This is a genomic window from Paraburkholderia sediminicola (assembly GCF_046027355.1).
Taxonomy (GTDB): Bacteria; Pseudomonadota; Gammaproteobacteria; order Burkholderiales; family Burkholderiaceae; genus Paraburkholderia; species Paraburkholderia sediminicola_B.
Map to the genome: position 1 here is coordinate 286155 of NZ_JAQQEK010000007.1, position 13718 is coordinate 299872.

The 13718-nt window shown below is 63.1% G+C and carries 13 protein-coding genes; 10 read left to right on the forward strand and 3 right to left on the reverse strand.

All coding sequences use genetic code 11. The annotated features are described in order from the left end of the window. Positions 1-6 precede the first annotated feature (6 nt). On the forward strand, positions 7-1467 hold the full coding sequence (locus PQR42_RS15065) for an efflux transporter outer membrane subunit (RefSeq protein WP_408385276.1): 1461 nt from the start codon (positions 7-9) through the stop codon (positions 1465-1467). Between the two features lie 308 nt (positions 1468-1775). Beyond that, positions 1776-2000: a hypothetical protein gene (locus PQR42_RS15070; RefSeq protein ID WP_408385274.1), complete on the forward strand. Its 225-nt coding sequence runs from the start codon at positions 1776-1778 to the stop codon at positions 1998-2000. 556 nt (positions 2001-2556) lie between these two features. Here PQR42_RS15070 and PQR42_RS15075 read toward each other — a convergent pair. Next, positions 2557-2874 (reverse strand): DUF1840 domain-containing protein, encoded by a 318-nt coding sequence (locus PQR42_RS15075; RefSeq protein WP_168792719.1) that lies wholly within the window; start codon positions 2872-2874, stop codon positions 2557-2559. Between the two features lie 532 nt (positions 2875-3406). Here PQR42_RS15075 and PQR42_RS15080 point away from each other — a divergent pair. The 8 genes from PQR42_RS15080 (at position 3407) to PQR42_RS15115 (ending at position 11198) form a co-directional block, all read left to right on the forward strand. Next, complete coding sequence (locus tag PQR42_RS15080) at positions 3407-4573, forward strand: HPP family protein (protein ID WP_408217092.1); 1167 nt, start codon at positions 3407-3409, stop codon at positions 4571-4573. 89 nt (positions 4574-4662) lie between these two features. Next, positions 4663-5076 (forward strand): MarR family winged helix-turn-helix transcriptional regulator, encoded by a 414-nt coding sequence (locus tag PQR42_RS15085; RefSeq protein ID WP_012431895.1) that lies wholly within the window; start codon positions 4663-4665, stop codon positions 5074-5076. 6 nt (positions 5077-5082) lie between these two features. Beyond that, positions 5083-6873: a chloride channel protein gene (locus PQR42_RS15090; RefSeq protein ID WP_408385271.1), complete on the forward strand. Its 1791-nt coding sequence runs from the start codon at positions 5083-5085 to the stop codon at positions 6871-6873. Between the two features lie 285 nt (positions 6874-7158). Then, the gene (locus tag PQR42_RS15095) at positions 7159-7692 is read left to right on the forward strand and encodes a DUF4142 domain-containing protein (RefSeq protein WP_408385268.1); all 534 of its coding nucleotides are present in this window, start codon (positions 7159-7161) and stop codon (positions 7690-7692) included. Beyond that, entirely contained in the window at positions 7685-8062 is a 378-nt protein-coding gene (locus PQR42_RS15100) for a cupredoxin domain-containing protein (RefSeq protein WP_408385265.1), read from the forward strand. The genes PQR42_RS15095 and PQR42_RS15100 overlap by 8 nt, the downstream gene beginning before the upstream one ends. Positions 8063-8101: 39 nt before the next feature. Next, positions 8102-8812, forward strand: a complete 711-nt coding sequence (locus PQR42_RS15105) for an RNA polymerase sigma factor (protein ID WP_408385262.1) — start codon at positions 8102-8104, stop codon at positions 8810-8812. A 493-nt stretch (positions 8813-9305) separates the two neighbouring features. Continuing rightward, complete coding sequence (locus PQR42_RS15110) at positions 9306-9911, forward strand: hypothetical protein (protein WP_408385260.1); 606 nt, start codon at positions 9306-9308, stop codon at positions 9909-9911. Between the two features lie 252 nt (positions 9912-10163). Beyond that, positions 10164-11198: a hypothetical protein gene (locus tag PQR42_RS15115; RefSeq protein WP_408385258.1), complete on the forward strand. Its 1035-nt coding sequence runs from the start codon at positions 10164-10166 to the stop codon at positions 11196-11198. A gap of 64 nt (positions 11199-11262) precedes the next feature. Here PQR42_RS15115 and PQR42_RS15120 read toward each other — a convergent pair whose 3' ends face one another. Then, a complete protein-coding gene (locus PQR42_RS15120; protein WP_408385589.1) occupies positions 11263-12336 on the reverse strand; it encodes a glycosyltransferase in 1074 nt (357 codons plus the stop codon). Beyond that, complete coding sequence (locus PQR42_RS15125; protein ID WP_408217112.1) at positions 12336-13589, reverse strand: oligosaccharide flippase family protein; 1254 nt, start codon at positions 13587-13589, stop codon at positions 12336-12338. The genes PQR42_RS15120 and PQR42_RS15125 overlap by 1 nt, the downstream gene beginning before the upstream one ends. Positions 13590-13718: the final 129 nt, after the last annotated feature.

Sequence of the window (13718 nt, forward strand, 5' to 3'; positions counted from 1 at the left end):
ACGATCATGAAGCAACTCGCTTTCCTGGGCTCACTCGTGTTGTGTGCCTGCGCAGTGGGACCGGACTTTCACACACCCGCGGCGCCGGACACGCAGACCTACACGCACAACGCCGAGCCATCCCGCACGGTGTCGGCCGGCGGCACAGACGGTTCCTCACAAACCTTCACAACGGCGGACACGCCGCTGCCGATGTGGTGGCGCCAGTTTCACTCGGCGGAGCTCGACCGTCTGGTCGAGCAAGCGCTCAGTCGCAGCCACACACTGGCGCAAGCCCGCGCAAAGCTGATCGAGGCGCGCGAAAACTACAACGCCCAGTCGGGCGCGACACGATTTCCGAGCGCCGACGCGACGATTTCCGGAACGCGTCAACAGGTCGATCTCGCGGCTTTCGGCATTCCGCATGTCGAGAACCCCGGGCCGTTTTCGCTATTCAACGCGTCGGTGACGGTAGCCTATACATTCGATGTTTTCGGCGGCAATCGCCGGGCGCTCGAAGCCACGTTGGCGCAGGTCGACTACGAGGCGTTCCAACTCGACGCAGCGCGCTTGTCCATTGCGGGCAATGTCGTATCGACGGCGGTGCAGCGCGCTTCGTTGCAGCAACAGGTCGTGCTGACCCAGCGTCTTGCCGATGCACAGGCGCAGCAACTCAGCATCATGGAGGCACGCTTTGCCGCCGGTGGTGTGTCGCAGCTCGACGTGAACAGCCAGCGCACGCTGCTCGCGCAGGCGCGCGCGTCGCTGCCGCCGCTCGCTACGCAACTCGCGCAGGCGGATCACCAGCTTGCGATCCTGGTGGGCGACGTACCGTCCAAAGCGGATTTCGATCAACTTACGCTGGACTCGCTTCATCTTCCGACTGAGATACCCGTTACGCTGCCATCGACACTTGCACGGCAACGTCCTGATATTCGCGCTTCTGAAGCGCTACTGCACCAGGCCAGCGCAAATATAGGCGTCGCCACAGCGAACCTGTATCCACAGTTTTCGCTATCGGCAGGAATCGGCTCTGAGCGCACAAGTATTCAGGACATTGTGAACGGCCTGAACATCTGGAATATCGGCCTGAATCTGACACAGCCCATTTTTCATGGCGGCGAACTTCACGCGAAGAAACGCGCTGCCGAGGCAGCCTATGACGCTGCGTTGGCGAGCTATCAGCAAACGGTACTTCAGGCGCTGCAACAGGTTGCGGACGCGCTGACGGCATTGCATAACGACGCGCACGAGTTGGATGCACGCGACGACGCCGCCCAGCGGGCTCGAGCGAACCTCGAGATTGCGCGCGCGCAGTATTCAGCGGGTGGCGTCAGCCAGTTCAGCCTGCTCGACACGCAACGTCAAGCGCTGCAGACAGCTCTCGACCAGACGCACGCACAGGCGACCCGCTTAAGCGACACGGCCGCGTTATTTCAGTCGCTGGGCAGCGGCGAGGCCGACTTGACGTTAGGAAGCGCGCCGTAACGGCGGAAGACCACTTTGCGCGCCGAACAGGCCACGCCCCCGGCGTATCACTCGACGGGCGGTTCGCCTTCGCCAGGCGGCGATTGATCAGATTTCCCACCTTGCGGATTCATTGAGAGTCGACCTGATCGTCGTTGGACACCACCCGCACGGATTTTTTGCCCGCTGGTGGACTGGGGAAAACCACGCATTGCTGCTTGACCGAGTGTCTTGCGCCGTCCTCTTCAAGGTAGACGACTGACACCCTTGCAAGAACTTGAAACGGGATGCGAGCGGCTAGACGGCGTCTGTGGTGAAAGGAGAGCACCATGAATATCGAGTTTTACTGGGTGCTGTTTTTTATCGCGCTGTTCGTGTTTGCCACGATTGGCTTTGGACTGTCCGCTCTTTTTCCAGCGGACCATCCAACGCGCAACCATGACGGAGGCAATGATGATCATGGATCTTCTCGTACAGGTTGTTGTTTCGGCCGCAGTGCTGGTGATGGTGGTTCTTTTCGTCGTCGCTCTGGATTCGCGCGCCGATCCGCGTGAGCGCGTTCTCCGACGTGCGACCGGCAGGCATTGGTGGAGCCGCACGCGCCACGGATCTTGACGCTGCCGGCTGCACCGGTCCCACGCCGGTTCATTCGCGTTATACGGGCCGTCTACAGTGCGGGCCAGAGAAAGTTCACATGCTGATCGTCGCCAGTATGGCGTTGCCGTGTATCTCCCGGGCGCCACCGTCTGCTTTCCGGACAGCAGCCATCCGGCCACTTCACCAGCATGAATGGTCCGCTCGATAGCATATCGAGCGTCGTATGACCGTACACGCCGATAACCGTCATCGGAATATCAGCGAAATAGGGAGCAACTGTTTCGTTGCGTGGCGTCGCCTTCCACGTGCCGGCCAGCTTGCAATCGGTTTGGTCTCCGCATGATCTTGAACCACCATCCTGCGAGTGAGCGCCAGGTTGCGCGCCTGCCCACGTCGACGCGCAAAAGCCGCACATAACAAGAGCCGCAGCGAACAGGCTCCGTGCAATCCATCGGTTCATCCCAGCATCCTTCAATAAGCGCCGCGGCATCGATTCAGGCGACAAACCGGCGCCTACAGCCCCCAGATGATGTCGGCGTCCTGTTTGCAGGCTTCGCGCATCATGTCGAGAAATGGCCAGGCACGCTGCGAAAGTCCACTGCCGGATTCCTGACGGCGTTCGCGGGAATACTGCAGCGATTCGAGGACAATCTCCGCTTTTTCATCGTCCGAAATTGCCGCTTCTAGACGGCTGATTGCATGAGGCAGCTCGTCGTGCAGGATCACCCCACGCGTATCGAGCCGCTTGCCCACCAAGCCCAGCAGATACTGGGCGAGATCCCTGAGCATCACGACATCGGGTGTAGCAGGCGATTGAAACGTGATCAGCATGATGGCTCCTTGCTTCGATCTGTGTTGCGCCGTTGCACCAGAAAGCCGTTTGAGTCATCTCGCAATTAGCGCATCCGCGTCTTTCACGCTGTGACGCGGCGCCATCCGGGCAAGCGGCAGTCGCCTTCTGTGACGACGGCATGGGGCCTTCACGACGACCGGTTTCGTGCATCGGAGCGAAGCACGGCATCCCCATGGGCGCATGCAATCCGGGCAAATCTTCCTTGTAGTTTCATCCGGACTGCTCCTGTGCGAGAGCCAGTCACGAGAAGGCCTGCTTTTACTTTACATCACAACGTGAGACATTAAAAGTTGCGAATGCCACCGCTAGCGGCTAGTCCGCGTCACGCGCCGGACCAGGCTAAACCCCTGGCTGCCGGCCCACTTCTGCTGCGCTGCGGCAACCCGCGGCGGACTTTTATATCACAATGAAATATAATCATGACGATGCGTTCTTTCGTTTCGTGAGGATTTGGCCGTAATGTGTGGCGTCCTCTCATGTGATACCGCCTTTCATTTTCCTATTCGACCCTTGTCCCGCTACGCTCTCATCCGCTGGCTCGCCAGCTTCGCCCCCCATCCCATTGCCGTCCGGTGGCCCGAGCGCCTGAGATCGTGTCTCGGCGCCTTGCTTGGGATTGCGTTCACCGGCGGGACCATGCACGTCCTTCTCGGGCCGGCGGCAAATATTCCGCTTCTCGTCGCGCCAATGGGCGCTTCAGCCGTTTTGCTGTTCGCGGTTCCCGCCAGTCCGCTTGCGCAACCGTGGTCGATTATCGGCGGCAATATCGTTTCCGCGACAGTGGGCGTGGCCTGTGCGAGCTGGATCGCCGATCCGGTGGGCGCGGCCGCTTTGGCCGTCGCGCTGGCGATCGGTGCGATGTTTGCGCTGCGCTGCGTTCATCCGCCGTCGGGCGCGGTCGCGCTGACTGCGGTCCTCGGCGGTCCGGCTGTGCACGCGTTGGGCTACCGCTTTGTGGTCGAACCGATTGCAATCCAGTCGGTAACGCTGCTGTGCGGCGCCATCATCTACCACGCGGCTACCGGGCATCGATACCCCCACGTTGCCCAAGCGAGCTCGGTCAAAGGCGCGGGAGCATCGGCTTCGGCGTCGAATGAAGGTTTCACGCGCGCGGACCTCGAAGCGGTGCTGAACCGGCGCGGCGAATTACTCGATATCGACACGGACGATCTGGAATCCCTGTTGCGCGATGTTCAGTTGCAGGCCTACGCCCGCACGTTCAATGAACTGACCTGCGCGGACATCATGTCGCGGTCGCTCGTCGCCGTGTCGGCAACCACGCGAGCTTCCGCCGCCTGGGGTCTGCTGAAACAGCGCCACATCAAGGCGCTTCCGGTCACTGACGAGAGGCAGCACGTGATCGGCATCGTGACCCGCGCCGATCTCGTCGACAAACGCGCGTTCGGTAAAGCGCCCGGCCGGTCCTCCCCAATGCAACGCTGGTTCAGGCGAAGCGTCACGCCGGCGCCGCTGGTCGGCGCCCTGATGAACGTCGACGTTCGTACGGTCGACGCAACGACGCCGATCGTCGAGCTGGTGCCCGTGTTCGCGAACTACGGGCATCACCATATCCCCGTTTTGGACTCGAAACAGCGGCTTGCCGGCATGATCACGCAGGCCGATCTCATCGCGGGACTGTATCGCCAGGCTTACGCCAAGCAGCGAACCGCAGCATAGCCACTGTCATTCACACCGAGGTTGAACACGGACATACATATCACGTCATGATACAATCCGCGTTTTACTTCTTTCTCCACGGCACTCCGATGAAAACACTCACGCGCGGCTTGACCAAGGCGAACTTCGAGCAGCTATCCGAGTTTCGCTACCAGATGCGGCGCTTCGAGCGTTTTTCTGAACAGGCCGCCCAGGGCGAAGGCATCACGCCGTTGCAGTATCTGCTGCTCCTGCATATCAAGGGTTATCCGGAACGCGACTGGGCGACCGTCGGCGAGCTTGCGGAACGGCTGCAGGCGCAGCATCACGGCGTGGTCGCGCTCGTGTCCCGCTGCGAGGCGCTCGATCTCGTCCGCAGAAAAGTCAGTGAGACGGACCGCCGCCAGGTCGAGGTTCATCTGTTGAAAGCGGGCGAGCAGGTGCTCGCCCGTCTCGCCGAGATGCACCGTGCCGAGCTGAAGTCGCTCAAAGGCGCGTTTAACGTCCCCCAGATCGATATTTGAGTCGCCATGAGTCTCGATACCCATAAGCGCGATTTCTCCATCAACGCGCGGCTTCCCGGCATTTCCGCACTTGCCGCGGGGATCGGCGCTCTCAGCACGCTCGCGGCGTTCGTGCTGCTAAGCCTGATCCATCTGTTCACCAATCTGTTTTTCTTCCAGCAATTCTCGTTCGCGGACCGCTCAGCCGCCGTCAATACGTTGGGTGTCTGGGTGGTGGTCATTCCTGTGATCGGCGGCCTCATAGTCGGTCTAATGGCGCGTTACGGCTCGGAGAAGATTCGCGGGCATGGCATTCCCGAAGCGATCGAAGCCATCCTGTTCGGCAAGAGCCGCATGTCGCCGAAGGTGGCGATTCTCAAGCCGCTGTCGTCCGGCATCGTGATCGGCAGCGGCGGCCCGTTCGGCGCGGAAGGCCCGATCATCATGACAGGCGGCGCACTGGGGTCGCTGATCGCGCAGTGCGTGAAGGTCACGTCCGCGGAACGCAAGACGCTGTTGGTAGCCGGCGCGGCGGCGGGCATGACGGCGGTCTTCGGCACGCCGGTGGCGGCCGTGCTGCTGGCGGTCGAGTTACTGCTGTTCGAATGGCGTCCGCGCAGCTTTCTGCCGGTCGCGCTTGCGTGCGCCGTCGCGGGATTTGCGCGCGCGGCATTCTTCGGCACCGGCCCGCTGTTTCCGCTCGAAACCGCGCCGCCCGGCGCGGTGTCGCTGCTGTCCTGCGTCATCGCGGGTCTGCTCTCCGGCGCGCTCGCCTCGGGTTTGTCGGCCGCGCTTTATAAGGTCGAGGATTTGTTCGGCAAACTGCCCATCCACTGGATGTGGTGGCCCGCGCTCGGCGGACTCGTCGTCGGCATCGGCGGCTTTCTCGAACCGCGTGCGCTGGGCGTCGGTTACGACGTGATCGGCGACCTGTTGCATCAGCACATTGCAATCCAGATCGCGCTGGCGATCCTCATCGTGAAGGCTGTCATCTGGGTCGTGGCGTTGGGCTCGGGTACCTCGGGCGGCGTCCTCGCTCCGCTGCTCATGCTGGGCGCGGGACTCGGCGTCTTGCTCGGCCACGTGCTGCCGGGCGGCGAACCCGCGCTGTGGCCGCTCGTCTGCATGGCGGCCACGCTCGGCGCCACGCTGGGCGCGCCGTTGACCGCCATCGTGTTCGCATTCGGCCTCACGCACGACAGCAACGCACTGCTGCCGCTGCTCGCCGCGACGCTGATCGCGCATGGGTTCGCAACAGTCGTCATGAAGCGTTCCATCATGACCGAGAAAATTGCCCGGCGTGGTTATCACATTTACCGGGAATACGGTGTCGATCCACTGGAGCGCCAGCATGTCGACGAGGTGATGTCGCGCGCGGTCAAGACGATCGATGGCGACATGTCCGTGGCAGAAACGTTAGCAACGTACTTCGGCGCAACGCAGACACATCGCGCCTATCCGGTCGTGCTTCAAGGTGCGCTGGTGGGTGTCGTCGATCGCGCGGTACTGGAGACAATCCGCGACGGCGAGGCGCAAAATGCGCTCGACTCGCGACTCGCCGACGTACTGCGCCATCGTGTACCCACTTTTGCATTGCCAGGAGAAACCTGCCGCCTCGTTGCAACACGCCTTGCGGTGCACGGTCTCGAACGGTTGCCCGTGGTTGCGGATTCCACGACGTTGCAACTGGTCGGCATCGTGTCGCGCAGCGATCTGGTCAAACCGTCGCTTGCGCATTTCGACGAAGAGCACAAGAAAGAGCGGTTCCGGCGCTTGCGGGTGCACACCGGCAAGCGGCCATTCCCACCGGTTCCGTAAATAGCAGAAACCGATACGCAATTCTTCCGTGCCCCTTCCCAGGGGCACATCAGCATGTCCCGCCGATTACGCCCCCTCTCCCCGCACGGCATCGTCCCGACGCCGCGAAGCCACGTCGCGCTCTTCATGGCTATTTCGCAACCGTTCCAAAGACGCGCGCATCGCAAGCTACAACTGGGAACAGGGCTCGCACACGTGACATCCAACACCATATCGACGAGCGAATCAGCCGCCGATCGCGTGCGGACCGACCCGGTCTCGCCATCATTATTCAGGAGACGCAAGATGAAGATGATCAGCGCAGCACTGTTCATCGCACTCACGCTTACCGGCCTTCCGTGCTGGGCGCAGAGCGCCGGTCCCACCGATCCGCAGATCGCAGCCATCGTCGTAACGGCCAATCAGGTGGATATCGACGCGGGCAAGCTCGCGGAATCGAAAACGAAGTCGAAGGATGTCAAAGCGTTCGCGCAACGCATGGTCACCGATCACAGCGGCGTCAACAAGGCGGCCACCGACCTTGTGCACAAACTGGGCGTGACGCCGGAAGACAATCCGACGAGCCAGAGTCTCAAGCAAGGCGGCGATGCGAACCTCGCCCATCTGAAGTCGCTCAAAGGCGCGCCATTCGACCGGGCGTATATCGACCACGAAGTCACTTATCACGAGAACGTTCTCGATGCGCTGGACAAGACGTTAATTCCAGACGCGCAGAACGCGGAACTGAAGGCGCTGCTCGTCAAGGTGCGGCCGGCCTTTGTCGCGCATCTCGAGCACGCCAGGCATTTGCAGGCGGCGCTGGGCAAGAGCGGTGAGTAATCCGAGTGTTCGCGCGGCCGGAAAGCGCTGGGGCAAGAGACCCACGACTGGTTTCGTCCGCGCCTGCGCTTTGCTCGCGATCTTTTCGACGTCACTAGCCTGCGTTTCCACCGCCGCGGCGAAAACCTATCTGATCGTGATCGAACAGATGCGTTTCAATCCGCCGGTGCTCACCGTGCACCGCGGAGATCGCGTGATGTGGGTCAACAAGGATCTGTTTCCCCACACGGCGAGCGCCATGTCGAAAGCGTTCGATTCACGCGAAATCGCGCCGAATGCATCGTGGACCTATGTGGCGCGGGAGACCGGCAGCTATCCGTATCTGTGCACCCTGCACGCCACGATGCGTGGCACAGTGATCGTGCAATGACGGATGCACGATGCGTGGATACAACCTGGCGAGGCAGTCATGACGGACATCGCTGAAGCACACTCAAGCTTTGCCGCGGACGACGAACGCGAGACAGTCCGCCGCATCGTCGCGGGAGATCGATCGGCGTTCGAACTGCTGATGCGCCGACATAACCGGCGCTTGTATCGTCTGGCGCGCGCCACGCTGCGTGACGCAGCGGAAGCCGAAGACGCGCTGCAGGCGGCGTATCTGTCAGCCTTCAGATCGATCGCCCGGTTTCGTGGCGATGCCACGCTTCTCACCTGGCTGTCCCGTCTGGTGCTCAACGAATGCTATGGACGCCTGCGCCGGGAAGCTCGCCGTCAGAACGTGATTCCGATGGTGGACGCCAACACTCACGTCGATATCGATGCCATGATCGCGCAAGATTCCGATTCCCCAGAGAAAGCGGCCGCGCGCGCCGAGTTGCGAACATTGCTCGAGCGCAAGCTGGACGAAGTGCCGGAAGTCTTCCGCGTTGTGTTCGTGCTGCGTTCAGTCGAGGAAATGAGCGTCGAGGAGACCGCGCAATGTCTCGACATCCCGGAAGCGACGGTGCGCAGCCGGCATTTCCGCGCAAGGAGCCTGCTGCGCGAATCATTGGCGCACGAGATCGATCTCGCCGAGCGCGACGTCTTCGAATTCGGTGGTGCGCATTGCGACCGGGTGGTCGCCAACGTACTACGCCGGCTAGCCGATGAGGATGATCAGCCGCTCACTTCTGGTTGAGATTGGTTGGCAACGCGACTGCAGACCTCGCCAGCCAGTGCGGCGGTCTGCAGACCTGCCGCCACATGCTGCACAAGGCACCCACGAGCACGCCATCCGTGCGCTGCCGCACGGACTTCCGCGCCGAATGGCTTTGCACCGATACCTTGGCATGTCCGGCAGTCGGCCATGCCATCAATAACAGCATTCGATAGCAGTACTGCCATTTCCTCATGTCCGACTTCTCGTCGTCCACGGCGGCATACCCGCCCAATCAACTCCAGAACGACCGCATCGCCCAGGGATACTCCCTACGTTTTCCGCCATTTCACGCGGATCTGTCTTGATTCGACTGCAGGATGGCGGTTTCGCGCGCTATGCCAGTGTATTGCGTTGACAATACACGGTGTTACGCTCAGGAAAGCAGCCTTCGCGGCAGAGTCAGCAGCCATAGAACGTACCGCGAAGCGCGAATGCCTACGAGAGGCGAAACATCGCTGCGGGAGCGACTGCGATGCAAATCAAAACATATACCGTACTGACGCTATTGGTGTTTAGCAGTGCTGCCCTCGCATGGCAGCCGCTCACTTATCCAATTCGAAGTCAAAGCCCTTATCAGCGCAGCATCGATACCGCGATGTGCTACGCGGCGGCGAACAAGCAGACCAAGGTCAACATCGCCCACGAGTCGCAGCTTCCACCGCGCAAGCCGGCTGCCACCAAGACTTCGTCGACCGGCGCGCCGTCGCGGCCGCCCTTGCCGCCCAGCACCTTCTCGTCCGCGCCGATCGGCGCAAGCATGCCGGCCGCCGCCGCGCCGGGCGCGAGCGCGCCCGCAGCGACCACGGCGGCGACGGCAACGGGGACGGCGAAGGGTGCTTCGGCGCCCACGGCGGCGAGCGCGACTTCGGCGGGCACCACGACCACGGCCGCCACGGCGGCATCGGCGACGAGCGCGGACAACAGCGCCTCGGAAACGGCGGCTGCGAGTGGAGCGCAGATGGCTGCGGCATCCAGCGTGAAGCTGCCGCCTCTGCCGGCGCCCGAGCCGCCAATGACACAGTATTGGGCCGCGTATGGCGCGTGCATGCAAGCGCGGGGTTACGTCGTCGCACAGTAACCCTGCTTGCAAGCCTCGTTACGGTGCCTTGTTTTTTTCTGATTGTGGCGCCGGCATTCGACGCCCCCTTGCGACACGGCGATGCTTAGCGACTTTACTTCCGATCAGCACGATCCCCTCCGATGCGGGCACTGCGGTGTCCCGCTAGCCGGTCGCTTCACGCCCTGTCCTTCGTGCCATCGGCGGCCGGTCGATTCGTTCGGCGCGCGTTCGGCGCCGCCTCCCTCGCTCAAAGTCCCGCTGAAGGATCCATTGGACGATCCGCAGCCGCTCGTCGACAGCCGTCTGCCGACTCGCAAGATCTGGAACCCGTCCTCGCGCGCGCTGGTCAATCCCTACGAGTTCATCGAGGAGCCCGTGGTTGCCGTGTCCGCCTATCAGCGACTGCGCCAGCCCCTCGTGCTGGGCGCGTCGGTGCTGGTGGTGACCTCCGCGGTGTACCTGGGGTTCATCCACAGCAACGACTCGGATGTCGGCACGCCTATTGCGGTTTCCGGCAAGGTGCAGACGCAAAATGTCCCGCCGCTCGTCGTCATTCCGCAGAAGCCCACGACCGCTGTCGCGCAGCGGTCCGCGTCTGCCGCCTCGCAGAAACCCGCAACTATCGTCGCCCAGAAGCCTGCCGCCGTCGCCACCCAGAAACCTGCCACCGCCGCCGCACAGAAGCCCGCCACCGTCATCGCGCAGAAGCCCGCGGCCGCGCCCCCTGCCGCCGCACCAAAGCCCGCGGCCACCGTCGCTGCGCAGCGCGCCACGACCGTCGCCGCCGCGCGGTCCGCGCCCGTGCGTTCGCCGCCGATTCCGCCACCAGCCGCTTCGCCACCGCTTTCGCGCCGCGTCGCATCCGTGGGACCCGACGCGAAGCGCGATCCAGGCGGGCAGTCAGGCAACCCACCGGATCAACCACGCGCGGATGTGTCGCGGCATCTCAAAGCCGCCCGTGCCAATCTGCAGCAGAACAATCTGTCGGCGACCCGAGCGCGCCTCGCAGCGGCCATCGCCGCGCAGCCGGACAATCGCGACGCGTTGAACATGCGCTCGACAGTGAGTCAACGCGAACAGCAGCGCGACGCGCTACTGAGCCTCGCGCGAGGCTGCGGCTATATCGCTCGATGGACGTGCGTCTCGCACAACGCCGGCACGGCACTGCAGATCGATTCGAGCAGCAAGGAGGCACAGCGTCTCATGACGCTTGCAGTGCGCGAAACCGAACTGCAGATGCCGCCGCCCGCGGAACCCGCACCCGAGCCGGCGCCCGACATGCGTGACGTGATCAACCATCATTGATACCCCGAGTCCGCTCGGAGCGGGCCATGAACGAGTGGCAACAAGAACAGGTGCGCGCTGCGCCCTAACGAGCCGGCACGGCCAGACTCACCTGACGCGCGATCGCACGATAGCGGTCAGCGGTATCCCTGAGCGTCAAGCCGACCAGCGAGCGTTCCGCCCGCGCCTGCCCTAGCGCAAGGATCACCGCCTCGGCATAGCACTGCACATTGCCGGTATCGACCAGTTGGACGCCGGGAAATCCGCTCGCGAAAGCGAAGGCCGGAATCTTGCTCGCCACGATCGGCACGCCGGAAGCCAGCGCCTCGAGAAAAGCCACGCTGTGCGCCTCGGATTGCGACGGCATGACGAACACGTTCGACTCCGACAGCACGGTGGCGACATCGGTGCGCGGACCCGCCACCGCGACGCGCTCGGCGATGCCCAGCGTCTTCGCCAGCGCGACGACCGCGCGCTGATAGTCGGGGTCTTCGATCACGCCGTACAACACGAGCCGCGCGTCTTTCTCGTGCTTGAGTACTTCGCTGAACGCCCGCACCGTCAGCAGTTGATTTTTGACGGCCGCGTATCGGCCGATCTGCACCACCTGCGGCGCGCGGCCGTCGCGGTCCACGCCGTCCGTGAACGCGAAGCGCGCGATGTCCACGCCGTTCGGCACGACGGTCATCGACGGATGCGGCCCGATGGCCTGCACGTAGTCCGTCACCCCCTGCTCCGACACGCCGATCACCATCCGGGCGCGTCCCGACAGGACATGTTCGACGCGCCTGAACAACGGGCGCTCAAAGTCGTTGGTCGCCGAATGCATGACGTAGACCACCGGCACGCGCAGCGGCAATGCGCGCGCGTAAAACGACGGAATGGTCGCGTGCGCAAAGATCACATCCGGATGAAAACGCCGCACGGCGCCAAACAGATGGCACAACTTGACGAACGCACGATGCCGCCGCTCTGGAAAGAAGCACTGCACGCCATGGCTTTCCAGGTCGTTCTGCAAGGGCGCGAAATCGGCATGCGCCGGCAACAGCGAAGCCACGCACACCGCCATGCCTTCCGCACACTGATCGAGCGCGAGGTCCTTGGCCAGGACTTCAGCTCCCGACAGACGCGGCGCAAGAACCAGGTGAAAGACGCGCATCATGGCGTCCTTGCCGTCAACGTTCGGAACAGCATCCACGCGGCGGCGCAGCCAAGGCCGAGCGTCATGGACCAGGCAATGCCCGTCACGCCCCAATAGTGCACGGCGGGCGGCGCGCTCAACACCAGCACCACGACCTGGATCGCCGACGCATGCACGGTCGCCTTCGCGTCGCCCACCGCGCGCAGATAGGCCACGAGCACCGCGATCAACGCGCCGATCGCCATATTGATCACCAGGATCCTGAACAGCGGCACCGCCGGCAACCACGCCGCGCCGAGAATCAGCGAGAAGAGCGGCTCGGCGATCAGCCTCAGCACCGAGACGAAAGCCGCGAGCCCGATCGCGATCACCAGCAGATAGATCTTGATGATGCGCGACGCCGACTCGGGGCTGCGGCGATGATGTGCCGCGAAGGTCGGAAAGAGGTATTGCGACATGGCGATCGCGGCGTCGGCGAGCAGCATCTGCGCGAGCCGCGACGACATCTGATAGCTGCCCAGTTGCGCTGGCCCGAGCAGTTTGCCGACCACCACCTTGTCGAACTGATTGAGCAGCAGATTGATTACGCTGCTTGCCCAGATCCAGCGGCTGAAGCCGACATAGTGACCGATGCCCGACCACACCGCGCGGATCGGCGGACGCGGTTTCATGGTCGCCCAGGTCAGCGTGCTTTTCAGGCTTTCGCCGGCCACGAGGCCGATCAGCACCGAAGACGCGCCGGCGCCGAAATACGCGAGCGCGAGCCCCACCGTGCAATCGACGAATGACGCCGCCACCTCCACACCGGCAATGTGCTGGAAGCGCCGCTCGCGCTGCACCACGTAATAAGCGGGCGACGCCAGACCGCGCAGCAACGGCAGCAGCGCCGCGAGCTGGATCAGGATCAGCGAGCCGTCCAGATGGAACTGGCTGCTCAGCAACGGGGCGAGCGCGACCAGCAGCAGCGAAATGAGCACACCTCGCGCCGTCAATGTCGTCCACACCGCGCCGAGTTGCGAGCGCGACGGCGGATGTTCGCCTTGAATGACCGCTTGCGCGAGGCCGGTATCGGACAGCGCCTCGGCAATCGCCACCGCGAGCAAAGCCACGCTCACGCTGCCGATTGCCGCCGGCCCTAGCATCCGGCCAATCGCAAGAAATTTGATCGCTACAAGTCCACGCACGGCGAACTGCTGTAGCAGGACCCACGTCGCCGCACTCGCGCCGAAGCTGCCCGCCACCGAGAACGCCGGAAGCCTGATCGCCCGCAAGCTATTTCTCCGTCGAATCGGAGCGCCGTTGAATCGGCCGCGCAGAGCGATTTCAAGCATCGCTCTGTGAACGCCGCCGGCGCATAATTTGTTAGGTTGCACCAGCAAGCTGGCGAAGTTTTTTCATCG